Annotated in this window: 20 protein-coding genes and 1 tRNA gene; 4 read left to right on the top strand and 17 right to left on the bottom strand. The window is 63.1% G+C overall.

Annotation, left to right across the window (positions count from 1 at the left end):
• Nucleotides 1-185: 185 nt before the first annotated feature.
• The 5 genes from ECTHA_RS0111545 to ECTHA_RS0111565 all read right to left on the bottom strand — a co-directional run bounded on the left by ECTHA_RS0111545 (nucleotide 186) and on the right by ECTHA_RS0111565 (nucleotide 3,804).
• A complete protein-coding gene (locus ECTHA_RS0111545; RefSeq protein WP_025282293.1) occupies nucleotides 186-989 on the bottom strand; it encodes a CbbQ/NirQ/NorQ/GpvN family protein in 804 nt (267 codons plus the stop codon).
• Between the two features lie 74 nt (nucleotides 990-1,063).
• Nucleotides 1,064-1,393, bottom strand: a complete 330-nt coding sequence (locus tag ECTHA_RS0111550) for a ribulose bisphosphate carboxylase small subunit (protein ID WP_025282292.1) — start codon at nucleotides 1,391-1,393, stop codon at nucleotides 1,064-1,066.
• 74 nt (nucleotides 1,394-1,467) lie between these two features.
• Nucleotides 1,468-2,889 carry a form I ribulose bisphosphate carboxylase large subunit gene (locus tag ECTHA_RS0111555; RefSeq protein ID WP_025282291.1) on the bottom strand — a complete coding sequence of 474 codons (1,422 nt, stop codon included), beginning with the start codon at nucleotides 2,887-2,889 and terminating at the stop codon, nucleotides 1,468-1,470.
• Between the two features lie 246 nt (nucleotides 2,890-3,135).
• Complete coding sequence (locus ECTHA_RS0111560) at nucleotides 3,136-3,492, bottom strand: 2Fe-2S iron-sulfur cluster-binding protein (protein ID WP_025282290.1); 357 nt, start codon at nucleotides 3,490-3,492, stop codon at nucleotides 3,136-3,138.
• Nucleotides 3,493-3,519: 27 nt separating this feature from the next.
• Nucleotides 3,520-3,804 (bottom strand): 2Fe-2S iron-sulfur cluster-binding protein, encoded by a 285-nt coding sequence (locus ECTHA_RS0111565; RefSeq protein ID WP_025282289.1) that lies wholly within the window; start codon nucleotides 3,802-3,804, stop codon nucleotides 3,520-3,522.
• A 179-nt stretch (nucleotides 3,805-3,983) separates the two neighbouring features.
• On the opposite strand from ECTHA_RS0111565, the gene ECTHA_RS0111570 reads away from it, so the two are divergent.
• The 3 genes from ECTHA_RS0111570 (at nucleotide 3,984) to ahpF (ending at nucleotide 7,903) form a co-directional block, all read left to right on the top strand.
• Nucleotides 3,984-5,570 (top strand): nuclease-related domain-containing protein, encoded by a 1,587-nt coding sequence (locus tag ECTHA_RS0111570; RefSeq protein ID WP_025282288.1) that lies wholly within the window; start codon nucleotides 3,984-3,986, stop codon nucleotides 5,568-5,570.
• A 118-nt stretch (nucleotides 5,571-5,688) separates the two neighbouring features.
• Nucleotides 5,689-6,252: an alkyl hydroperoxide reductase subunit C gene (ahpC, locus tag ECTHA_RS0111575; RefSeq protein WP_025282287.1), complete on the top strand. Its 564-nt coding sequence runs from the start codon at nucleotides 5,689-5,691 to the stop codon at nucleotides 6,250-6,252.
• A 94-nt stretch (nucleotides 6,253-6,346) separates the two neighbouring features.
• A complete protein-coding gene (ahpF, locus tag ECTHA_RS0111580; RefSeq protein WP_025282286.1) occupies nucleotides 6,347-7,903 on the top strand; it encodes an alkyl hydroperoxide reductase subunit F in 1,557 nt (518 codons plus the stop codon).
• 87 nt (nucleotides 7,904-7,990) lie between these two features.
• Here the strand turns inward: ahpF and ECTHA_RS0111585 are convergent, their stop codons facing one another.
• From ECTHA_RS0111585 to ECTHA_RS0111610, 6 genes are all read right to left on the bottom strand, one after another.
• Nucleotides 7,991-8,980 carry an SLAC1 anion channel family protein gene (locus ECTHA_RS0111585; RefSeq protein WP_025282285.1) on the bottom strand — a complete coding sequence of 330 codons (990 nt, stop codon included), beginning with the start codon at nucleotides 8,978-8,980 and terminating at the stop codon, nucleotides 7,991-7,993.
• A 95-nt stretch (nucleotides 8,981-9,075) separates the two neighbouring features.
• A complete protein-coding gene (locus ECTHA_RS0111590) occupies nucleotides 9,076-10,521 on the bottom strand; it encodes a GntP family permease (RefSeq protein ID WP_025282284.1) in 1,446 nt (481 codons plus the stop codon).
• Nucleotides 10,518-11,609, bottom strand: a complete 1,092-nt coding sequence (locus tag ECTHA_RS0111595) for a patatin-like phospholipase family protein (RefSeq protein ID WP_025282283.1) — start codon at nucleotides 11,607-11,609, stop codon at nucleotides 10,518-10,520. Before ECTHA_RS0111595 ends, ECTHA_RS0111590 begins: the two co-directional genes overlap by 4 nt.
• A gap of 63 nt (nucleotides 11,610-11,672) precedes the next feature.
• Nucleotides 11,673-12,035, bottom strand: coding sequence for a hypothetical protein (locus tag ECTHA_RS0111600; RefSeq protein ID WP_128571938.1), 363 nt, complete (start codon nucleotides 12,033-12,035; stop codon nucleotides 11,673-11,675).
• Nucleotides 12,036-12,088: 53 nt separating this feature from the next.
• Nucleotides 12,089-12,703: an NAD(P)-dependent oxidoreductase gene (locus tag ECTHA_RS0111605; RefSeq protein ID WP_025282281.1), complete on the bottom strand. Its 615-nt coding sequence runs from the start codon at nucleotides 12,701-12,703 to the stop codon at nucleotides 12,089-12,091.
• 337 nt (nucleotides 12,704-13,040) lie between these two features.
• Nucleotides 13,041-13,117, bottom strand: a tRNA-Arg gene (locus ECTHA_RS0111610).
• A gap of 157 nt (nucleotides 13,118-13,274) precedes the next feature.
• On the opposite strand from ECTHA_RS0111610, the gene ECTHA_RS0111615 reads away from it, so the two are divergent.
• Complete coding sequence (locus tag ECTHA_RS0111615; protein WP_025282280.1) at nucleotides 13,275-13,820, top strand: hypothetical protein; 546 nt, start codon at nucleotides 13,275-13,277, stop codon at nucleotides 13,818-13,820.
• 4 nt (nucleotides 13,821-13,824) lie between these two features.
• Here the strand turns inward: ECTHA_RS0111615 and ECTHA_RS0111620 are convergent, their stop codons facing one another.
• The 6 genes from ECTHA_RS0111620 to rsxC form a co-directional block, all read right to left on the bottom strand.
• A complete protein-coding gene (locus ECTHA_RS0111620) occupies nucleotides 13,825-17,070 on the bottom strand; it encodes a DEAD/DEAH box helicase (protein WP_025282279.1) in 3,246 nt (1,081 codons plus the stop codon).
• 165 nt (nucleotides 17,071-17,235) lie between these two features.
• Entirely contained in the window at nucleotides 17,236-17,505 is a 270-nt protein-coding gene (locus tag ECTHA_RS0111625) for an RnfH family protein (RefSeq protein WP_025282278.1), read from the bottom strand.
• Between the two features lie 155 nt (nucleotides 17,506-17,660).
• Nucleotides 17,661-18,353, bottom strand: a complete 693-nt coding sequence (locus tag ECTHA_RS0111630; protein WP_025281898.1) for an electron transport complex subunit E — start codon at nucleotides 18,351-18,353, stop codon at nucleotides 17,661-17,663.
• Nucleotides 18,350-19,039: an electron transport complex subunit RsxG gene (gene rsxG / locus ECTHA_RS0111635; protein ID WP_025281897.1), complete on the bottom strand. Its 690-nt coding sequence runs from the start codon at nucleotides 19,037-19,039 to the stop codon at nucleotides 18,350-18,352. Before rsxG ends, ECTHA_RS0111630 begins: the two co-directional genes overlap by 4 nt.
• Nucleotides 19,036-20,142: an RnfABCDGE type electron transport complex subunit D gene (locus ECTHA_RS0111640; protein WP_025281896.1), complete on the bottom strand. Its 1,107-nt coding sequence runs from the start codon at nucleotides 20,140-20,142 to the stop codon at nucleotides 19,036-19,038. Before ECTHA_RS0111640 ends, rsxG begins: the two co-directional genes overlap by 4 nt.
• 3 nt (nucleotides 20,143-20,145) lie before the next feature.
• On the bottom strand, nucleotides 20,146-21,669 hold the full coding sequence (rsxC, locus tag ECTHA_RS0111645) for an electron transport complex subunit RsxC (protein ID WP_025281895.1): 1,524 nt from the start codon (nucleotides 21,667-21,669) through the stop codon (nucleotides 20,146-20,148).
• Between the last annotated feature and the right edge of the window lie 4 nt (nucleotides 21,670-21,673).

Consider the following 21,673-nt stretch of genomic DNA (forward strand, 5'->3'; position numbering starts at 1 on the left):
GAGCGGGCCTCGCCCGCGAAGGCGGTGGGCAGCTACTCCTCCAGGCGCTGCTGCCGCAGCGCATCGCTGGCAGGCCAGCTCCCACAGGGGCCGAGTTCCTACCGGGGCCGAGCTCCCACAGGGGGATACCAGGCTTCACAGGGAAGCTGAGTTCTAAAGGGCGCTGATCCTGCTTCCACGGGCACTCAGAAAAATGTAGTCACCGCCGCATCCAGCGCGTCGCGCATGTCCGGGTCGTCGGTCAGGGGGCGCACCAGGGCCATGCGGCAGGCGGCCAGGGGAGCCACATCCCGGGCGATCAGGGAGCCGGCATGGACCAGCATGCGGGTGGAGATGCCCTCATCCAGGCCGTGACCCTTCAGGTTGCGGGCCCGCTCGGCCACGCCCACCAGTTTGCCGGCCACATCAGCAGATACGCCGGTCTCGTGGGAGACGATCTCCTTCTCCACATCGGCCTCCGGATAAGCGAAATCCAGCGCGCCGAAACGTTGTTTGGTGGATTGCTTCAAATCCTTCATCAGACTCTGGTAACCCGGGTTGTACGAGATCACCAGCTGAAAATCCTCATGGGCCTCCACCAGCTCCCCTTTCTTTTCCAGGGGCAGCACGCGGCGATTGTCGGTGAGGGGGTGGATCACCACCACGGTGTCCTGCCGGGCCTCCACGACTTCGTCCAGATAGCAGATGGCGCCATGACGGGCGGCCAGGGTCAGCGGGCCGTCCTGCCAGCGGGTGCCGTTGGCATCCAGCAGGTAACGCCCCACCAGATCGGAGGCGGTCATGTCCTCGTTACAGGCCACCGTGATCAGGGGCTTGCCCAGCTTCCAGGCCATGTATTCCACGAAGCGGGTCTTGCCGCAGCCGGTGGGACCCTTGAGCATCATGGGCATGCGCACGGCATAGGCGGCTTCGTAGAGATCCACCTCGTCACCCACGGCGCGGTAGTAGGGCTCCTGGGTGACCTGATAATCGCGAACTTGTTCGTGCATGGGTGTCTCCTGGTAAGCCCCTCTCCCGCTGGCGGGAGAGGGGTTGGGGTGAGGGCAGGGCGGTTGCCCCGGGCTCAGCCCTTGTGCACCAGCATGGAGGTGCCCTGGCACTGGGCGTAGTTGTCGTAGCCGATCAACCGCACCAGGTGACCCGGGTTCTCCTTCTTGCAGGCCTCCACTTCGGCCAGCACGGTGTCCACCGACTGCTCGCCGAACATGGGCAGCTTCCACATGTACCAGTAGGAACCGAAGGCGTTCTCGGGCTCGCTGTGCTCGATGGCCGGGTTCCAGCCCTGATCGATCAGATACTGGATCTGCTGGCGGATCTGCTCGTCGGTCATCTGCGGCAGGTAGGAGAAGGTTTCGTACTTCTGTTCAGCCTTGAAGCTCTGAATATCGGACATGGTGTCATCCTCTCTTGATCAGGTGGTGCGAGCGACCAGGCGCCGCCCGCGCAGGGTTCAATGAACGGGTTCGATCAGCGGTGCTGCACGTCCAGCTTGTCCACGGTGTCGAACTCGAACTTGATCTCCTTCCACGTTTCCATGGCGACCTTGAGTTCGGGGCTGTGCCCGGCTGCGGCGGTGAGGATGTCCTTGCCTTCCTTCTCCAGCTCGCGACCTTCGTTGCGGGCCTGCACGCAGGCCTCCAGGGCCACACGGTTGGCGGTGGCGCCGGCCGCGTTGCCCCAGGGGTGGCCCAGGGTGCCGCCGCCGAACTGGAACACGGCGTCGTCACCGAAGATGGAGACCAGAGCCGGCATGTGCCACACGTGGATGCCACCGGAGGCCACGGCGAAGACGCCGGGCATGGAGCCCCAGTCCTGATCGAAGAAGATGCCGCGGGAACGGTCTTCCTTGACATAGTCCTCGCGCAGCAGATCGATCCAGCCGAGGGTGGCGTCACGGTCGCCTTCCAGCTTGCCCACCACGGTGCCGGTGTGCAGGTGGTCACCGCCCGACAGACGCAGGATCTTGGCCAGCACCCGGAAGTGGATGCCGTGGCGCGGATGACGGTCCATGACCGCGTGCATGGCGCGGTGGATGTGCAGCAGCATGCCGTTCTCGCGGCACCAGTTGGCCAGGCCGGTGTTGGCGCAGAAACCACCGGTGATGTAGTCGTGCATGATGATCGGGGCGCCGATCTCCTTGGCGTACTCGGCACGCTTGTACATCTCTTCCGGGGTGGGCGCGGTCACGTTCAGGTAGTGGCCCTTGCGCTCGCCGGTTTCCTGCTCCGCCTTGTCGATGGCCTCCATGACGAAGTCGAACCGCTGACGCCAGCGCATGAACGGCTGGGAGTTCACGTTCTCATCGTCCTTGGTGAAGTCCAGGCCACCGCGCAGGCATTCATAAACGGCGCGGCCGTAGTTCTTGGCGGACAGGCCCAGCTTGGGCTTGATGGTGCAGCCCAGCAGGCCGCGGCCATACTTGTTCATGATGTCGCGTTCCACCTGGATGCCGTGCGGGGGGCCACCGCAGGTCTTCACATAGGCAATGGGGAAGCGAACGTCTTCCAGACGCAGGGTACGCACGGCCTTGAAGCCGAACACGTTGCCCACCAGGGAGGTGAACACGTTGACCACCGAACCTTCCTCAAACAGGTCGATGGGGTAGGCGATGAAGGCATAGAAGCACTCATCGTCACCAGGGACGTCTTCGATCTGGTAGGCACGGCCCTTGTAGTAGTCCATGTCGGTCAGCAGGTCGGTCCACACCGTGGTCCAGGTGCCCGTGGAGGACTCGGCGGCCACGGCGGCGGCAGCCTCTTCGCGATCCACACCCGGCTGCGGGGTGATCTTGAACACCGCCAGGATGTCGGTATCGCGGGGGGTGTATTCCGGGGTCCAGTACGTCTGGCGGTAATCTTTTACACCAGCACTGTAGGTCTTGACTGCCATCGTCGACTCCTTTGGATTTTATGGTTCTGGCGCGCCCCTTGCCGGCAGAGCCGGTGTCGGGAGCTCAACAACATTTGCTTCGACGTGAGAAAGACTACAATAAGTGCGGGTATAATTAATAATCAATTGTTGTGATTGTTTGGATAACCTAAGGGTTATACCTTGAAAATGCAGAGGGGCGAGTGTCTGGCTCGCCCCTCGCGTCCCCAGGGTAGTCCCCGTGTGTGAACCGCCCCGCCTCAGGGCTTAGTTCACCCCATACTCCACCAGCAAATCCTCATCCCGCACGATCATCTGGCAGGCCAGGCGCCACTGGGGCGGGAAATCGTCCACGGACATCTGCTCGATCTCTTCGGCGGTGAGCTTGCCCAACTCCTGGAGCACGGTCTGTTCCTTCACGGTGAGGGGGCCGCCCTTGGGCTTGGTCTTGCCCAGGTGGGTGACGCGCACCAGGCAGGTGCCGCATTCGCCGTCCTGGCAGTCGAACTGAATGGGCAGCTTGTTCTCCCGGGCGATCTTGAGGATCGTTTCCGTGTGGCTGCCGGCCACGGCGTAAACGGTCTTGTCTTTGTAGTCAGGATGCGAAAAAGTGATGTTTGGCATGATAGTGGTCTCCGGAATAGGGCAGGATCAGGCGGGACGAACGGTCACGTCGCCGAGGATCTGGGCCTGGCAGGCCAGGCGCTGGTGGCGGCCTGCGTTGTTCTCCTTGAGGGCCTTATGCTCCACCACCGAGGGTTCGGTCAGATTGTTCCAGCCTTCCTCCACCTGCATCATGCAGGTGCCGCAGTCCCCTTCGCGGCAGCCGTAGATGATGCCTGTGCCCACCTTTTCGGAGATGTCGATGACGCGGGCGCCCACGGGGGCGTTCACGGTGAGATTGATGTCTTTAAAGGTCAGTTTGGCTCTTGCCACGGCGTGCTCTCCTCGAGTCTTGGTTGGTTTGTGTGTCGCGCGGGCCTTTGTTGCAAGAGGCATGCCGAAAATGAAATTGATAAGTGATTGATTAGGTGCGGAAATTATTTTAATGTCCTGTGATAAATCCGACCCTTTGTGGGGTTTCGGACACCGCGACGTGGGTTAAGGAGTCTTGCATGTTGATGAAGCAACCGGATGATCGATCCCCTCATCTGTTCGAGCTGGAACAGTTGAAGGAGGCCTACCCGGAGCATGCGGGGGAGATCGACCCGCTGATCCTGCGACTCTATTTGTTGGACGCCCAACGCATGTTTGCGGAAACCGTGAACCTGCACCTGGCGGAGCCTTTGGAGGATGTGGTGGTCCTGCATGACCTGCGTCTGCCGCTGGGTGACGAGGTGGTGGAGATTGATCATCTGCTCATCAACCGCAGCCTGCAGATCACCCTGGTGGACTCCGGCTTCATGGGGGCCGAGTCGGTCAAGGTGAACCGGCTGGGCGAGGCGTTCATTCGTTCCCCGGAGAGCGACGAGTGGGTGGGTGTGCGCGCCGCCTTTCAGGAGCTTTTCGACAAGGCCGCCAAGCTGGAGCGGATACTGGATCGCGAGCGCTGGCCCAAGCGGCTGGGCATGCGCCTGGCCCACCCGGTGGAGGTGTGCGTGGTGCTGTCGGACGAGGATGAGGTGATCATCGAGAACCCCACCCGCTGGGAAGACCGGGTGATGAAGATCACCGACTTCATCCGTCATTACGAGAAGACGAAGATGAAGTTCACCCTCACTTACGGTCCGCTCAACGTGATCCAGACGGGGCTGAACCGCGTGAGCAAGGCCACTATGGAGAAGGCCGCCAAATTGATCCTGGATCTGCATGAGTTCGAGCCGGCCAACTACTCCGAACGTCTGGGGCTGGAACTGGACTTGTCCGGGTCCGACATGGATCAAAATCGCATCCTCAAACGCCATGGTCTGCCCGATGCGCTGGATGAGTTCATGCCACTGGATGAACTGCCGCGCAGCCTGGATGAGATGGCCCCCGAGGGGGAGGCGGCCTGGGAGGGGCAGACTCCGGAGAGTGAACCGGAATGGGCACCTGAGCCCGAGCCTGCTGCGCAGACGCCACCGGCGCCCGTACCCGCGACGGACGTCCAGCCCCAGGATGGGGACAGTGAAATCTCTCCCGCCGAGGAGGCTCCGGCACCCGCAAGGAAGGGCAAGGGGCGAGGTAGCCGATCCACAACGGGCAAGGCCGCCGGGGGCAAGGGCACCAAAGGGTCCAGGGCCACACAAAGCAAGACACCCCGGAAGAAGACTGCCAAGGACAAGGCCGCGACCACTGCCAAAGCGGCCTCCAGGTCGGCATCCGGGGCAACATCCGGTGATGACTCCGCGAAGGCTCAGGATGCGGATGCCACTCAGGCCAAGCCTGCGCCGACGGAGACTCCAGGGGAGATCGCCGGGGTGGCTGATCCAAAAGAATCCGCGGCCAGGGAGGGTGCGAAGGCTGCCGCGGCCAAACCCACTGACAAGGGCACTGATCAGAGCCCCCATGAATCCTTGCCATCTTCCCGTATTGCCGCCTCATTGAAGATGAAGACGCCGCAGTTCCTGGAAATGATGGAAGAGCGGGGTTATCTGGCGCGGTCCGCGGAGGGCGGGCTGGAGTTGACCGAGAAGGGTAGGGAGCTTGGGGGGCAGGCCAAGGGCAAGGGAGGGAATCGCTCCTTCTCCTGGCCCAAGGGAATCAGGGACACGCTGAAGTAGATAGCTAAAAACTATCAATAGAATCAAAACAAGCGATTGCACTCCGCTGCACTGCGATATTAGAATGCGTCTAACTCGAAATCGCAGTGCAACCCTAAGCAACCAAGGAGCTAAGTCCATGTCCCTGATCAACACCGAAGTCAAGCCGTTCAATGCCACCGCTTACCACAATGGCGAGTTCGTGCAGGTGAGCGAGGAAAGCCTCAAGGGTCAGTGGTCGGTGTTCTTCTTCTACCCCGCCGACTTCACCTTCGTGTGCCCCACCGAACTGGGTGATCTGGCCGATAACTATGAAGAGTTCAAGAAGCTGGGCGTGGAGATCTACAGCGTTTCCACCGATACTCACTTCACCCACAAGGCCTGGCATGACAGCTCCGAGACCATCAACAAGCTGCAGTACCCCATGCTGGCCGACCCGACCCTGACCATCTCCCGCAACTTCGAAGTGCTGATCGAAGACGCCGGTCTGGCCGAACGTGGCACCTTCGTGATCGATCCCGAAGGTCGCATCCAGATCATGGAGATCAACGCCGGCAACATCGGCCGCAACGCCGAAGAGCTGCTGCGCAAGGTCAAGGCTGCCCAGTACGTGGCTGCGCACCCCAACGAAGTGTGCCCGGCCAAGTGGAAGGAAGGTGAGCAGACCCTGGCTCCGTCCCTGGATCTGGTGGGCAAGATCTAACTCACGCCCCCACTGCAGATTGCAGGATCCGGCGCCCGGGTGATCACTCGCCCGGGCGTTTTTGTTTGGACACCATTACTGAGGTATCACCGGCATGCTGGACGCAAATCTCAAGACACAACTGAAAGCCTACCTGGAAAAGGTGAGTCAGCCCCTGGAGATCGTTGCCACCCTGAATGATGGCGACAAGTCACGGGAACTGAAGGGGTTGCTGGAGGACGTGACCAGTCTCACCGACAAGATCACCCTGCGCACCGATGGCCAGGATGGTCGCGCCCCCTCCTTTGCCATCAATCGACCGGGCGAGGACACCGGCATCGTCTTCGCCGGCATCCCCATGGGCCATGAGTTCACCTCCCTGGTGCTGGCCCTTTTGCAAGTGGGTGGCCACCCGCCCAAGGCCAGTGAAGAGGTGGTGGGGCAGATCCGTGCCCTGGAAGGTGAGTTGCACTTCGAGACCTACTACTCCCTGTCCTGCCAGAACTGCCCGGACGTGGTGCAGTCCCTGAACGTGATGGCCCTGCTCAACCCGAACATTCGTCACGTGGCCATCGACGGTGCCTTGTTCCAGGATGAGGTGGAAGCGCGGGAGATCATGTCCGTGCCCAGCGTCTACCTCAATGGGCAGCCCTTTGATCAGGGCCGCATGACCCTGGAGCAGATCCTGGCCAAGGTGGATACCAACGCCTCCGCCCGCGATGCCGAGAAGCTCAATGCCATGTCCGCCTTCGACGTGCTGGTGGTGGGCGGTGGCCCCGCCGGGGCCTCATCGGCCATCTATGCGGCACGCAAGGGCATCCGCACCGGTGTGGCGGCGGAGCGCTTCGGTGGGCAGGTGCTGGACACCATGTCCATCGAGAACTTCATCTCCGTGCCGCACACCGAGGGCCCCAAGCTGGCCGCGGCCCTGGAAGAACACGTGAAGGAATACGACGTGGACATCATGAACCTGCAGCGGGCCGTGAAGCTGGTGCCTGCCAAGAGTGAGAATGGGCTGCACGAGGTGGAGTTCGAGTCCGGCGCCCGCCTCAAGAGCAAGACCGTGGTCCTGGCCACCGGCGCCCGCTGGCGGGAGATGAACGTGCCCGGCGAGCAGGAATATCGCAACAAGGGTGTGGCCTATTGCCCCCACTGTGATGGCCCCCTGTACAAGGGCAAGCGCGTGGCGGTGATCGGCGGCGGCAACTCCGGTGTGGAGGCGGCCATCGATCTGGCCGGCGTGGTGGCCCATGTCACCCTGGTGGAGTTCATGACGGAACTTCGGGCCGATGCGGTGCTGCAGAAGAAGCTGCGCAGTCTGCCCAATGTGGACATCATCACCCACGCCCAGACCACCGAGGTGAACGGGGACGGCAACAAGGTGAATGGCCTGACCTACAAGGATCGGGACACCGACGAGACCAAGCGCATTGATCTGGAAGGGATCTTCGTGCAGATCGGCCTGGTGCCCAACGCCGAGTGGCTGCGTGAGTCGGGTCTGGAGCTCAGTGGTCGCGGCGAGATTGTCACCGATGCCCATGGCATGACATCGATCTCTGGCGTGTTTGCTGCGGGTGATGTGACCACGGTGCCCTACAAGCAGATCGTGATCGCGGTGGGCGAGGGCGCCCGGGCGGCGCTGGGGGCCTTTGATCATTTGATTCGGCACTGATGTGAAGGAGGGGAGAGGCCTCTCCCCTCACCCCAACCCCTCTCCCCAAGGGGGAGAGGGGCTATGTTTTTCAATACGACTTGGGGGTTAATCAGGCACAAAGAGTTTCCCGGTCACCAGGGCCGTCGTCGTCCTCGCGAGCACCGCCAGGATCACAAAGGTGGTCAGGGTGAGCACGGCCCCGGCCACCAGGGTGAGGCCGATGCCTCGCATCGCGTCCAGATACTCCAGGGTGGCGATGGACATGGCCGCCAGCGGGAAGGTGTAGGCCCACCACGAGACAAAGAAGGGCACCTTAAGGAACTGCGGTGTCAGGCTGACATTCAGCACCGTGATGAACAGGCCCACATACACCAGCATGCGTACCAGCATGTCCACCTCGTGCCCCATCAGCCCCATGTAACCGATCATGCCCACGGCGGGTGGTGCGATGAGGATGAACAGGGTGGGCAGGAACTTGGCCGGCAGCGGATTGTGGAAGACGATGCGGTAGAAAACGATGGTGAACAGGATGATCCAGAAGATCATGCCGATGGAGAAGAAGAACCAGGAGGTCTCCACGAACCCCAGTTGTACGCCACCTACCGGCACCAGCAGGTTGCCCACCACCGGGATGAACCAGGCCGGGTTGATCATGTTGATTTCGTGGGACTGATTGATCCAGCGCCCGATCAGATACACCGTGGCCATGAAATGCAGGGTGGTGCCCACGGCCCAGAGCACCAGTGCCAGCGCTGGCCAGTGATCCAGCGCCGCCATACTCAGCAGCAGCAGGGAAATGCTGAAGGTGGGGAAGAAGTTCACACGGATGGGGTGCCTGAACTCCGCCACCACCTCGTCGAAGTGCCGCATGGCCTTGGCGAGATAGAGCAGGGTGATGCTCACGAAGATGGCCGCCCCCAGGATGAGCAGCGCCTCGCCGATGACGGCCGGCAGTCCCAGCACGTCGTGGGCCTTGCGCCAGGCCAGCCCCAGTCCGGTGATGCCCATCACCATGGCGAACAGGGGGATGGGCACATGCATCAGCCAGTGGCTGGGGCCGGGTGCTTCACTGGTTTGGCTGGAAGGGGATTCCATGGTGCGGGACTCCTGGTGGCATCGGTGGGTCGAGAGGGTGGCCTCGGGTCCATATTTCCTTGCGCACTATAAATAAGAAAACACTGATATACAAATCAGAAACTGCCGAATACCGTTCCCAGGGTGATGAGGACAATCAGTGACAGGAAGGGTGCCAGCATGGCCACCATGGCCAGGTCGAAATAGGCCTGGCGGTGGGTGAGGCCGCAGATGGCCAGCAGGGTGATCACCGCGCCGTTATGGGGTAGGGTGTCCAGTCCACCGGTGGCCACGGCGGTCACCCGGTGCAGCAGTTCGGGGTCGATGCCCTGGGCCCGAGCCATCTCCATGTAGGTCTCGCCCAGCGTGGACAGGGCGATGCTCATGCCCCCCGAGGCGGAGCCGGTCATACCGGCCAGGATGTTCACCGCAATGGCCAGAGAGATCAGGGGGTTGTCACCACCCAGCCCCACCACCGTATCGCGGATCAACATGAAGGCGCCCAGCGAGGCGATCACGGCGCCAAATCCCACCAGACTGGCGGTGTTGAAGATGGGCAACAGCGAGGCATTGGCGCCGTTGTCCACCGATTGCTTGAGCTTGGGCAGGCGTTTCCAGTTGAAGGCGATCACCACCATCAGTGACAACACGAGCGCGGCGATCACCGACCAGATCCCCCGAACCTGCTCAATGCTGGTCTCGCCGTATATCGGCAGGGCGAGGAAGTCGGTGTCCATGCGCGGGATGATCAGGAAGGTGAACAGCAGGTTGATGGCGATCACCAGCACCAGGGGCAGCATGGCCAGGAAGACCGACGGTGGCGCGACCGGACGCTGTTCAACCGGCAGTTCCATCAGGTCAAAGCCCTCGCCGGCCGAGCGTTCACGCAGTTCCTTGTCCGGCGTGAACTCGGCGTCCGGGTGATCCCCATAGCCCTCGTGGGCCAGTTTGCGGGCCCGATAACCGAGCCAGAGCATGCCCAGGCCGAACATGACCAGGGCCGTGATCACACCGAGCCCGGGTGCGGCAAACGGCGAGGTGCCGAAATAGGGCATGGGGATGGCGTTCTGAATGGCGGGTGTGCCCGGCAGGGCGGTCATGGTGAAGGTGAAGGCCCCCAGGGCGATGGTGGCCGGGATCAAACGCTTGGGGATGTCCGCCTGACGGAACAGGGCGGCGGCGATGGGGTAGACGGCAAAGGCCACCACGAACAGGGAAACCCCGCCATAGGTCATGAGTGCGCAGGAGAGCACCACGGCCAGCATGGCTCGCTTGCTGCCCAGCCAGCGAATGATGGCGCGGGCCAGCACATCGGCGCTGCCTGAGTCCTCCATGAGCTTGCCGAAGATGGCCCCCAGCAGGAACACGGGGAAATACAGGGTGATGAAGTCGCCCGTCGCCCCCATGAAGATCTGGGTATAGCTGCCCAGTACCGGGCCGTCCTGGGTGGCCAGCACCGCAAAGGTGGCCAGCGCCGGGGCCAGTATCAACAGACTGATGCCCCGGTAGGCCAGGTACATGAGCAGGCCCAGGGCAATCAGGATGACCAGGATGTCCATCATGAGCGTGGTTCCCCTGAGGTGTCTTTGTTGCCCCCCTGATCCAGGTCCGGTGGGGCGAAGGTGTCGGTGAACAGGCCCCTGAGGTCAAAGCTGGAGCGTTGGCCCAGGTCGTCGAAGTGTTCATTCAGGAAGGCGTCGGCCCAGTTGCGGCCGCGGTCCCTCAAGTAGGTGAGGTATTCCCATTCGGCGTTGAGCTTGCTGGAGGCATCCAGGTCCTTGAGTTCCTCGTGGGCGTGGATCAGGTGCACGAAGATGTCTCGATAGCGCTCTGATTCCAGTTTTTCGGCCTCGATCAGTTGATGCAACAGCTCGATGGCGCGCAGTTCCTTGATCAGGCTGGCGTTGAAGGTGATCTCGTTGAGTCGATTGATGATGTCCCGACCGGTGCGGGGCAGTTCTTCCCGAACCATCGGGTTGATCTGCACGATGACCAGATCACGGGTGGTGGTGTCCTCCACCAGCGGGTAGAGGGCCGGATTGCCGATATAGCCGCCGTCCCAGTAAGCCTCGCCGTTGATCTCCACGGCCTGGAACATGAAGGGCAGGCAAGCGGATGCCATCACGGTGTCGACGGTGAGCTCTGGCTGGGTGAAGATACGCCCCCGACCCGTGCGCACATTGGTGGCGGTGACGAACACCTTGAGTTCGCTGCAGTGATTGACCCGCTCGAAGTCAATCTGGGCGGCCACCAGATCCCGCAGGGGGTTGATGTTCAGCGGGTTGAGTTCGTAAGGGGAAAACTGCCGGGTGAGCTGTTCGAAGAACAGATACCCCGGGGAGTGGTCCATGCTGAAGCGGCCGCTGAGGCGATCCCAGATCGTGCGCTGGATGGGGGAGAGCCTGGCCCCATCGCTCACGGCCTTCCAGAAGGCGGTGAGCGCATCGCGAGCCCCTTCGCGGCCGGCCCGATCCAGCCCGTCGGCCATGACCACGGCGTTCATGGCCCCGGCGCTGGTGCCGCTGACGCTGCTGATGTGGATACGGGGATCCTCCAGCAGGCGATCCAGAACCCCCCAGGTGAGCGCACCATGGGCGCCGCCCCCCTGCAGGGCAAGGTCGATGGTCTTGGAAGGGGCGCTGTTGCTCATGTCACTGGTTCCTGTGTGATCGGGCAATCATCATGGTCGGTTTGTGGCAGGCGCCAAGGGGTTCTAAAGTTCCCCCTGACCGGAATGCCTCAGCCCTAACGCGTTGGCCAGGGTGGGCCGGATGACGATGACCGCGAAGGAGGCAATGAACGCCGCGATGGGCCCGTGGGCAGCCCACCAGAGGAAGAAGGCCAGTGCCAGCATGGCCACTTCCACTCCCGGCATGCGGTACACCAGGCGTTCGAGTCGGTCTTCCGGGAACCGGCGCACGCTCCACAGTGGCGACTGCTTGCGTTCCTCGTCACTCAGGGGTATCTCCCCGCGCTCATGGCTTTCGAGATCGGCGTGCAGCTTGGCGCTGATCAGGCCGATCCCGATGCAGAGGACGGACGCGCCACCCGCAGTGAGAATCATTGGTGTATTCAAGGAGGTGTTTCCTGCCATGGATGAATGATTGCCGGTTCCCGTCGGGTGAGGGTTCAGGTCACGTGCGGGGCCTGCCGCAGATAGGTCTCATCGTCCAGCTGAATGAGTACGAAGGAGGCCACATCGGCCCGTGAAATCCGGGCTGCTATGGTATCGACATCCACACCAGCCTGATAATTCCCGGTGGGGGGGCCATCGAACAGTCCACCGGGGCGCACTATGGTCCAGTCCAGGGGGCTCTCCTTGAGTATTTTTTCCTGCGCCTCCTTGTCCTTCATCACGCCGCGCAGGAAGATGGCGCTGACGATCTTGAAGAACAAGGGGACCTGCTGAGCGCTTTCTCCCACGCCCATGGAACTGACCGCCACCACCCGCTGGATACCGTGGCGTTGCATGGCCTCAATGATCAGTCGGGTGCCTTCGCTACAGACGGTGGGCGGACTCTTTCGGGTGGGCCCGAGGCTGATCACCACGGCCTCGCAGCCCTCGAGCACGCGTGACACAGCGTCCGGGTCCAGTACATCCCCCTTGATGGCCACCACCTCGGGCAGATCCGGTACAGACTCTGGATTGCGCGCCAGCACCCGGCAGGAATGGCCACGCTTGACTGCCTGTTCTACCACCTGGGCACCCACACCGCGGGTACCACCAAACACTGCAATCTTCATGGCGGGCTCTCCTGGATTCCAATCCTGGTCATCGTAGCGCTTGCCAGGCCGGGACAGAAGGGGGTCACGGACCCTGGCGACGCATCGGACACGGGAGAATCGTGGGATGGGCGGCGCCTGCGGAATTTGGATGCCTGGTCATCAGGCGGGGCGTATCGAAGGGTGTTGCAGTCTGAAACACGATGCCGATCTGTGCGCCGTCTGCTCGTCGCGGGTGGCAAAAGACTTGATCTCCAGCTTTGACAAGCGTGGGGGGGGGAAGTGGGGGTAATTCTTGAATTTCGGCCAAAAACGAAAAAGGCCTAGCACCTCGTCGATGCTAAGCCTTTGATTTATATGGCGCGCCCGGAAGGATTCGAACCTCCGACCACCTGGTTCGTAGCCAGGTACTCTATCCAGCTGAGCTACGGGCGCGCTGAATTGGAAGCGCGCATTATGTTCATCCTGGCCCCCCGCGTCAAGCCCAGGAGGGGAGAAATTTTCGGGTGGTTCCTTGATTTCCGCGTGTTGACCGTTTGCAGCGTGGGGGCAATACTGCCGGAAAACCACGCAAACCCTGGCGAGGAGCCACATGCCCGACCTTCCCGAGACACCGTCCACCGCCGCGCGGCCGGATCTGGACTGGAGCCAGGTCCGCGAGACCGTGATGATGCTGCAACTGGCGGTGGCGCAGATCGAGCGGACAATGCGCGATGGTAACGACTCCGTCGAAACCCTGACTGCGTCGTTCACCCATATGGTGGGGAATACCCAGGTGATTCACGCGGCCGCCGATAGCCTGGAAGATAGCCAGGAGAAACAAAGTATCCTGGAGAACTGCAGCGCCGTGGAGTCCAGCATGTCCGACGCCATCGTGGCGTTCCAGTTTTACGACCGACTGTCCCAGCGCCTCACTCACATCGGTAACAGCCTTGAGGGGCTGGCAGAACTGGTGTCCGACTCAAGGCGGCTGTACAACCCCTATGAATGGAGTGGGCTGCAAAGCGCCATCCGTGCCAAGTACACCAACGAGGCGGATCGGGCCATGTTTGACGCCATGCTGGCCGGTGCCAGTATCGAAGAGGCACTGAAGCTCTCCGAGCCCTCATCCAAGGACGATGACATCGAGTTGTTCTAGCCTTCTACCCCGGTTCGGGTGCAAACAGGGCATGGATCATGTCCGCGTCGATCGGGGGCTCATCCGCATCCCGTTTCTCATCCCCATAGACATTGTCCGCCAGCTTCTGCTTGCGGGCCTGCATGGCCAGGATCTTCTCTTCCACGGTGTTTTCCGTGATCAGCTTGTACACGAACACCGGCTTGTCCTGGCCGATGCGGTGGGCCCGGTCCGTGGCCTGGGATTCCACTGCCGGATTCCACCAGGGGTCGTAGTGGATCACCGTATCGGCCTCGGTGAGGTTCAGGCCCACGCCGCCGGCCTTGAGACTGATCAGCATGAGGTTGGCGTGACCGTTGCGGAAGATATCCAGCGCCTCCTCGCGCTTGCGGGTCTGCCCGGTGAGCTTGGAATAGCCGATATGGGCCTTTTTCAATTCCTGCTCGATCAATCCCAGCATGGTGGTGAACTGGGAGAACAGCAGCACGCGGCGGCCTTCGTCCAGTAGCTCCGGCAGCATCTCCATGAGCATCTGCAACTTGGCCGAAGGCGCGGAGCCGGCCTGGGCGCTGGCGGGCAGCAGGCGCGGGTCGCAGCACACCTGACGCAGCTTGAGCAGGGCGTCGAGCACCGTGATGTGGCTGCGGGCCAGGCCGCGCTTGGCGATGGCGTCGCGCACCTTCTTCTCCATGGCCAGACGGATGCTCTCGTACAGGGCGGCCTGCTTGCCGCTGATGGGGGTGCTGCGCAGTAGTTCGGTCTTGCCGGGCAGTTCCTTGGCAACGATGTCTTTGGTGCGCCGGAGCATGAAAGGGGTGGTGCGCCGGGTAAGGCGCCGAAGCTTGTCGCCATCGTTGTGTTTCTCGATGGGGGTGCGATAGGTGCGGGAGAACTGCTCCTGGCCGCCCAGAAAACCCGGCATCAGGAAATCGAACTGGGCCCATAGCTCCCCCAGGTGGTTCTCCATGGGCGTGCCGGTGAGACAGAGGCGATGGGTGGCCTTGATGCGACGCACCACCTGGGAGGCCTGGGCACGAGGATTCTTGATTTGCTGAGCCTCGTCCAGGATCAGAAAGCTGAAATCCTGGGCCAGGAGTTCCTCGCTGTCGCGGGGAAGCAGGGGGTAGGTAGTCAGTGCCAGGTCCATCCCGGGCAACTGCTCGTAATACCGTTTGCGGTCCGGCCCATGAAGGGTGAGCACCTTGAGATCCGGCGTGAACTGTTCGGCCTCCCGACGCCAGTTGCTCATCAGACTGGTGGGCGCGACGATCAGGGCCGGGTGGTCCAGGCGACCGGCCTGCTTCTCGATGGCCAGGTGCGCCAGGGTCTGCACGGTCTTTCCCAGGCCCATGTGATCGGCCAGCACACCGCCCAACTGATATTCCCGCAGGAACTGCAGCCAGTTCAAGCCTTGCTGCTGATAAGCGCGCAGGTCTCCCCGGAAATCCCGGGGTGGCTCGACCGGGGTGAGGGCCTCGAACTGGGTGAGACGGCGCGCCATGTGTTGCAGGTCCTGGCCACCCTGGACCTTGGCATCTCCCAGTTCCAGCAGCCGGGGCGCATCCAGGCGGGACAGGCGCAGGCTCTGCTGCCCGGGTGCCAGGTGGTCGTACAGGTCGATAATGGCCTGCAGCACGGGCTCGATCTGCTCGCGGGTCACCTGCACGTAACTGCCATCCTGCATGGGCAGGGCCAGGGTGGGTGGCAGACGCCCGGGTTGATAACTGCCGATGAGTTCGCTCACCAGGGGCAGCAGGGGCACCTTGCGACCGTCCACCTCCAGGTCGAAGTGCAGGTCGAACCAGCCGTTGCCTTCGTCCACCTGGGCGTGGACGTCCTCGGCCACGTCCAGTCTCGGGATGTCCCCTTCTTCGTGATGGATGCGCCAGCCTTCCTCCTTCAGCCGGGGGAGTGCCTGGTTGAGTACTTCCAGCCAGCGGGTCATGATCACCTGCTGGCTGATGCCCAGGGTGGCCAGGGTGAATTCACCGGACACCTTGGGGTTGCGCACCAGTCCCTCCTGGCCAAGGCGTTCGATGGCCTTTTCTTCCCCGGCCAGATCCCGGTGTATCTCCACGATCACCCCATTCACCCTGCCCATGGCGATGGCACCCGGGTGATCGGGCGTGAGTGTCAGGTTCTCGTAGATGAACTGCAGGTTCAGGGCTGAACGGGTCAGGTTCAGCGTGTCCACCCGCACGGTCAGGAGTGGAATCGGGCTTACATCCTTTACCGAGCGCACGTTCAGTGCCTTGGGCTTGGGTAATTGAGGGTAGTAGACCGCCAGGGTCTCGCTCACCTGCTGCAGTTCTTCGGGGGTAACGGGAGGGGCGTCCGGGATGCGACTGAGCCAGTTGGCATCAAGACCATCGGGAATCTCCAGGCCGCCCACTTCGTGGGTTTCCAGGTCCACATAGCGGGGCGGACGCAGGTTGATGGGCAGCCCGCCCTTTGGGTCGGTTTGGGCCACCAGGCGGAACTCGCCGGCCTCTTCCACCCAGGTCAGCTCCACCGGTCGAGGCTCCCCACGGTGCAAGGGTTGAACACGGTCCCGCCCCAGGAACAGCCGTCCCGAGTCCAGCATCAGGTCCATGGCAATCCCGCCCGCCAGGCCCTGAAGTTTGACGGGTGCCTGGAAGCGTGGGTCACTGACATGGAGCTGGTTCAGAATATCCCGATCGGTGGGGCACAGATATTCCGGAGGCACTCCGTAAGGATTCATCAGGGAGTGCATGCCCACTTCGCGTCCCAGGGCGGTCTGGCCGTTCTTTTTTGTCTTGGCTACGCGAAAGCTCACACCGAACCCGGTGCCTGCGCCGGTCTCGATCCGGTCCAGCTGGTAAATGAGGAAATCGTCGCTGGTGCGTTCGGCGGGGGTGGGCGGGGCGTCTGGTGCCATCTCCAGCAGCCAGTCGGTGAAGTTGTGCCCTTCATCCGGCATGGAAATGATGGCCTCGCCATCGATGTAGGCCAGACAAGCTGCCACCATGTGCTTGCACTGGATGCCGACGGGGCAGGTGCAGTCGCCGAACAGGCCCAGGGTCCGCCGATCACGTCCGGGCTTGGCCACCACGGTCTGGTGGTAGATTTCATCCCGCCCTCCCTCGGTTTCCGCGATGAAATACAACTCGTCCGGGTCGTCCTGTATCACATCCACGAAGATGACTCGGTCTTCCTGGAAATATCTCTTGCCTCGCTGGAAGGTGCGATGGTCGACAGCGTTCTTGATGATATCCAGCGTGAGGGGTGGGCGACGGCGTGATTTTGACATGGACGGGCGGTGAGCTGCAGGGTGAGTCAGCACGGCAGGCTAACACAAGATGAAGCGCCAGCGACGCTCCCGGCTGCCATTTCGTTGGCAAGGCTGATACGCAGGGCGACCTGCGGCTGCTAAGCGCGATGACCTGCGGCTGTGCGACAGGGATGTCTCTGCCGGTCAGTCATCATCATCGTCGTCGTCGTCGTCATCATCATCCACCACGGTGATGGGGCGGTAGATCTCCACACGGTCGCCGTCCTGGACGGGATTGTCCAGCTTGCAGAACTTGCCGAAGATCCCCACCTTCTGGGTGTCCAGGTCGATGTCCGGGAACCGTTTGAGGATGCCGGATTGCTCGATGGCCTGTTGCACGGTGGCCCCCTCGGGGAGGTCCACCTTGAGCCAGGCCCGGTCGTTGGGGTCGCTGTAGGCTACGCCGACGCGCATGGGAGTGCTCCTGTGTTGTGTTGAAAGACGACCCTCACCCCAACCCCTCTCCCGCAAGCGGGAGAGGGGCTATGTCTTTTGCTCCCCCCCTCTGGGGAGAAGCGCCGGGGATGAGGGGGGCTGCGGGTGCCCAGCCTCCATGGGGCACCGTTCGTTCAAGCCTGCGCCATCTTCACAGCCGCCGCCCGGTTTGCCAGCCGGGTATCCAACACCCGCTTGCCGGCCAGGATGAAGCCCAGGGCCAGGAAGGCGCCCGGGGGCAGGATCATCAGCAGAAAGCCGCGATATTCGGGAATCAGGGTCAGTTCCATCCAGGCAAAGCCATCCCCCAGGAGCAGTCGGGCGTCGGCGAACAAGGTGCCGCTGCCGGGGATCTCGCGCACCGCGCCGAGCACCACCAGGATGAGCGTGAAGCCCACCCCCATGGCCAGGCCGTCCACCACGGCGCGGTGCACCGGCTGGCGCGAGGCAAAGGACTCGGCGCGGCCCAGAATGGCGCAGTTGGTGACGATCAGAGGGATGAAGAGCCCAAGGGCCTTGTGCATCTCGTAGAGATAGGCGTTCATCACCAGGTCCACCAGCGTCACCAGGGCGGCGATGAGCAGGATGAATACCGGTATGCGTACCTCTGGCGTGATGATGCCCCGTAACATGGAGATGAGCAGTGCGGCGGCGACCATGACGAAGGTGGTGGCCAGGCCCATGCCCAGACCGTTGGTGGCCGTGCCCGTGACCGCCAGCAGGGGGCACAGGGCGAGCATCTGGGCCATGACCACGTTGTTGTCCCAGATGCCGTCCCGGAACAGGCGGCGGTAGTCGTCCAGTATCAGTTTGGCCGGATGGGTCATGACGTGGGCTCCTCTGGTGAGAGCAGGGCAGGGGGTGGGGCGAGGGCCGACGGAGCCGATTCATCACCGCGCTGCAGCAAGGTTGAGCGATGCTGCTCAAACAACTCCAGGCCATCGCGTACCGCGTTCACCACCACCCGAGGGGTGATGGTGGCGCCGGTGAACTGGTCAAAGATGCCGCCGTCCTTCTTCACCGCCCAGTCGTCACGAGGCGGGTCGCCAAGGCTCAGGCCGTCAAACGAGAGAATCCACGGGTCCCGGGCCACCTCGATCTTGTCCCCGAGGCCTGGGGTTTCCTTGTGCCTCAGGACCCGCACACCCAGGACCTCACCCTCCGCATCCACCCCCATCAGGATCTCGATGGGGCCCGCATAACCGCGCCCCGTCACCTGGAAGGCCACCGCCGAAACGCGTCCCTCCTGCCGGGCCCGGTAGATTTCAAGACTGGAGCCGTCAGCCGTTTGCAGCTGGTAGGTGTCCTGCTGGGGCTGATTGTCATGCACCGAGGCGGGGATGACCTGCTCCAGGGTCTGGCGGAAATCCTCCGCCTGGCGCTCGGCGATGGTGTCCCGGGTCTGCATGTCGGTGATCACCAGCACGGCGCTGGCCATCAGGGCGATGCCGCCCAGCAGGGCGGAGTGGTAGCCAACGCGCTGACGATAACTGGGTTGTGCCACGGTGGTCATGGGCGTTTCTCCGTGACGGGGGCGGCCGGGGCTGAGGCCTTCGGCTCCAGGGGCTTGCCACCGCGGGTGCGGCCATAGGTGCGTGGCCGCAGATAATGGTCAATCAGCGGGGCCAGGCCGTTCATGAGGATGATGGCGAAGGCGATACCCTCTGGATAACCGCCCCAGGTGCGGATCACGTAGATGAGCAGGCCGCAGCCGGCGCCGAAGATCAGGCGGCCGCGCATCGTGCTGGGGGAGGTGACCGGGTCGGTGGCGATGAAAAACGCCGCCAGCATCGCCCCACCGGAAATCAGATGCAGGCCCGGACCGGCGAAGCGCTCCGGGTCGATGAGCATGAATATCGTGGCCAGACCCGCCAGGGTGCCCAGCATGGCCACCGGGATCTCCCAGCTGATGATGCGCCGGGCCATGAGTACCAACCCACCGGCAAGCAGCAGCAAGGCCGAACCCTCGCCCATGCTGGCGGGGATGAAGCCCAGCGCCTGCTGCATGGGGTCGTACACGCCCGGCAGGGTTTCGGACAGGCCCAGATCACGACTGAAGCCGGTCTGGGTCTCCCCCAGCACGGTGGCCCCGGTCATGGCGTCGGGGATGGCTGCCAGACCAAAGGTGATGGCCAGCCCTTCGATGAAGCCGGGTGAGCCTTCCGCGAACATCGGCTGGGGCGTCACCCAGGTGGTCATCTCCAGGGGGAAGGACACCAGCAGGGCCACCCGGGCCAGCATGGCCGGGTTGAACAGGTTCTGCCCCAGGCCACCGAACACGTGCTTGCCCACCACAATGGCAAAGCCGGCCCCCAGCACGGCGATCCACCAGGGCGCCCAGGGTGGCAGGGTCAGGGCCAGCAATAGCCCGGTGAGCAGGGCCGAGCCATCCATAAGAAAGGGGGTGACCGGGCGCTTGGCGATGCGCAGGCTGATCACCTCGAAGGCGATGGCCGCCAGCACGGTGATCAGCAAAAGGTTCAGGGCCGGCCAGCCAAACAGATACACGCCAAAGGCCGTGGCGGGCAGCAGGGCCAGGATGACCCAGCCCATCTGGGTGGTCACGCCGCCGGGCGCGTGGGTGTGGGGTCCGCTGACGGGGGTCGTGGTGGTCATGGGTCAGGCCTCCGCCTTTTCGTTGTCCTTTGCGGGCGCGGGCTTTTCCTTTGCCTTGGCCTGCTGGGCGCGTTTTTTCGCTTCCCGCTCCGCCTTCTTGCGGGCTGCCGCCTCGGCCTTGGCCTTGGCTTCGGCCTCCTGGCGGGCGCGTCGCTGCTGGGCCAGTTCCTTCAACTCCTCCTGGCGACGCTGCTGCTCGCGCCGATCCGCCAGCACGCCCTTGGCATGCTGGAAGTACTGCACCAGGGGGATGTGGGAGGGGCACACGTAGGAGCAGGAGCCGCAGGCCACGCAGTCCATCAGCCCGTAGGCTGCGGCGCCGTCCATGTCTTCGCTACGGATGCGCGAGGCCATCTCCAGGGGCATCAGGCCGCAGGGGCAGGCGGCCACGCAGCGCCCGCAGCGGATGCAGGGCATGGGGTCGTCGATGTTGATCTCGGCAGCGGTGAGGGCGATCACGCCGTTGGTGCCCTTCACCACGGGCACCTGGGCATGGGGCATGATCTGTCCCATCATCGGGCCGCCCATGAGCAGCCGTGCCGGGGTCTCACGGGTGCCACCGCAATAAGCCAGAAGTTCTTCCACCCGGGTACCCAGAGGCACCTGCAGGTTCGCGGGTCGTTGCACCGCACCGCCGCCCACGGTGACGATGCGGCTCACCAGTGGCCGGCGCATGCGCACCGCGCGGTGTACTGCGTAGGCCGTGCCCACGTTGTGCACGATCACGCCGATGTCGGCGCCCAGTTTACCGGCGGGGATCTCCCGGCCAGTCACCGCCTTGATCATGTGTTTTTCCGAGCCCATGGGGTAGCGGGTGGGCACGGAAATGGCCTCCAGATGATCCATTTCGTAGAGGTGTTCCTGGAGGGCGGCCAGGGCCTCGGGCTTGTTGTCCTCCAACACGATCAGGGTATGCCGGGCGCCCAGGGCATGGCGCATGATGCGCACGCCATCGATGACCTCCTGGGTGCGTTCCCGCATCAGGCGGTCGTCGCAGGTGAGGTAGGGTTCGCATTCGGAGCCGTTGATCACCAGGGTGTCGATGGTGTGGCGACTGCCCAGGTTGAGCTTGATGGCGGCCGGGAAAGTGGCGCCACCCATGCCCACCACACCCGCCTCCGCGACGCGCTGGGCAATCACTTCCGGCTCCAGGTTGAGGGCGTGCTCGGGCTCGGGTTCGTCCACCCACCGGTCGTCGCCGTCGGGTTCGATGACGATGGTCTGCACCGGCAGACCGCTGGGATGAGGAGCCGGATGAGGTTCCACGGCCACCACCGTGCCCGATGTGGGGGCATGCACCGCCGCCGAAACAGGTCCGCTGCCGGTGGCGATCATCTCTCCCTTGAGCACCTTTTGGCCCGTCTGCACCCGGGGCTGGGCGGCAGCGCCGATGTGCTGCTGCACCGGCACATACAGGCGCTCGGGCAAGGGCAGGGTCTGAATGGGCAGGTGACTGGTGGCCTGCTTGCGGTCTTCCGGGTGCACGCCACCCTGGAATGCCCGGCGCTTGAAGAGGAATGAGAGCATGGTG

It is taken from the genome of Ectothiorhodospira haloalkaliphila ATCC 51935 (assembly GCF_000633935.1).
Classification (GTDB): Bacteria; Pseudomonadota; Gammaproteobacteria; order Ectothiorhodospirales; family Ectothiorhodospiraceae; genus Ectothiorhodospira; species Ectothiorhodospira haloalkaliphila.

What these genes read in the sequence shown, in the direction of transcription:
- ahpC (WP_025282287.1), top strand. Translation starts at nt 5,689, where the DNA reads ATGTCCCTGATCAACACCGAAGTCAAGCCGTTCAATGCCACCGCTTAC.
- rsxG (WP_025281897.1), bottom strand. Translation starts at nt 19,039, where the DNA reads ATGACCACCGTGGCACAACCCAGTTATCGTCAGCGCGTTGGCTACCAC.
- ECTHA_RS0111625 (WP_025282278.1), bottom strand. Translation starts at nt 17,505, where the DNA reads ATGCGCGTCGGCGTAGCCTACAGCGACCCCAACGACCGGGCCTGGCTC.
- ECTHA_RS0111570 (WP_025282288.1), top strand. Translation starts at nt 3,984, where the DNA reads ATGTTGATGAAGCAACCGGATGATCGATCCCCTCATCTGTTCGAGCTG.
- ECTHA_RS0111605 (WP_025282281.1), bottom strand. Translation starts at nt 12,703, where the DNA reads ATGAAGATTGCAGTGTTTGGTGGTACCCGCGGTGTGGGTGCCCAGGTG.
- ahpF (WP_025282286.1), top strand. Translation starts at nt 6,347, where the DNA reads ATGCTGGACGCAAATCTCAAGACACAACTGAAAGCCTACCTGGAAAAG.
- ECTHA_RS0111560 (WP_025282290.1), bottom strand. Translation starts at nt 3,492, where the DNA reads ATGCCAAACATCACTTTTTCGCATCCTGACTACAAAGACAAGACCGTT.
- ECTHA_RS0111615 (WP_025282280.1), top strand. Translation starts at nt 13,275, where the DNA reads ATGCCCGACCTTCCCGAGACACCGTCCACCGCCGCGCGGCCGGATCTG.
- ECTHA_RS0111620 (WP_025282279.1), bottom strand. Translation starts at nt 17,070, where the DNA reads ATGTCAAAATCACGCCGTCGCCCACCCCTCACGCTGGATATCATCAAG.
- ECTHA_RS0111550 (WP_025282292.1), bottom strand. Translation starts at nt 1,393, where the DNA reads ATGTCCGATATTCAGAGCTTCAAGGCTGAACAGAAGTACGAAACCTTC.
- ECTHA_RS0111555 (WP_025282291.1), bottom strand. Translation starts at nt 2,889, where the DNA reads ATGGCAGTCAAGACCTACAGTGCTGGTGTAAAAGATTACCGCCAGACG.
- ECTHA_RS0111590 (WP_025282284.1), bottom strand. Translation starts at nt 10,521, where the DNA reads ATGATGGACATCCTGGTCATCCTGATTGCCCTGGGCCTGCTCATGTAC.
- ECTHA_RS0111595 (WP_025282283.1), bottom strand. Translation starts at nt 11,609, where the DNA reads ATGAGCAACAGCGCCCCTTCCAAGACCATCGACCTTGCCCTGCAGGGG.
- ECTHA_RS0111545 (WP_025282293.1), bottom strand. Translation starts at nt 989, where the DNA reads ATGCACGAACAAGTTCGCGATTATCAGGTCACCCAGGAGCCCTACTAC.
- ECTHA_RS0111630 (WP_025281898.1), bottom strand. Translation starts at nt 18,353, where the DNA reads ATGACCCATCCGGCCAAACTGATACTGGACGACTACCGCCGCCTGTTC.
- rsxC (WP_025281895.1), bottom strand. Translation starts at nt 21,669, where the DNA reads ATGCTCTCATTCCTCTTCAAGCGCCGGGCATTCCAGGGTGGCGTGCAC.
- ECTHA_RS0111640 (WP_025281896.1), bottom strand. Translation starts at nt 20,142, where the DNA reads ATGACCACCACGACCCCCGTCAGCGGACCCCACACCCACGCGCCCGGC.
- ECTHA_RS0111585 (WP_025282285.1), bottom strand. Translation starts at nt 8,980, where the DNA reads ATGGAATCCCCTTCCAGCCAAACCAGTGAAGCACCCGGCCCCAGCCAC.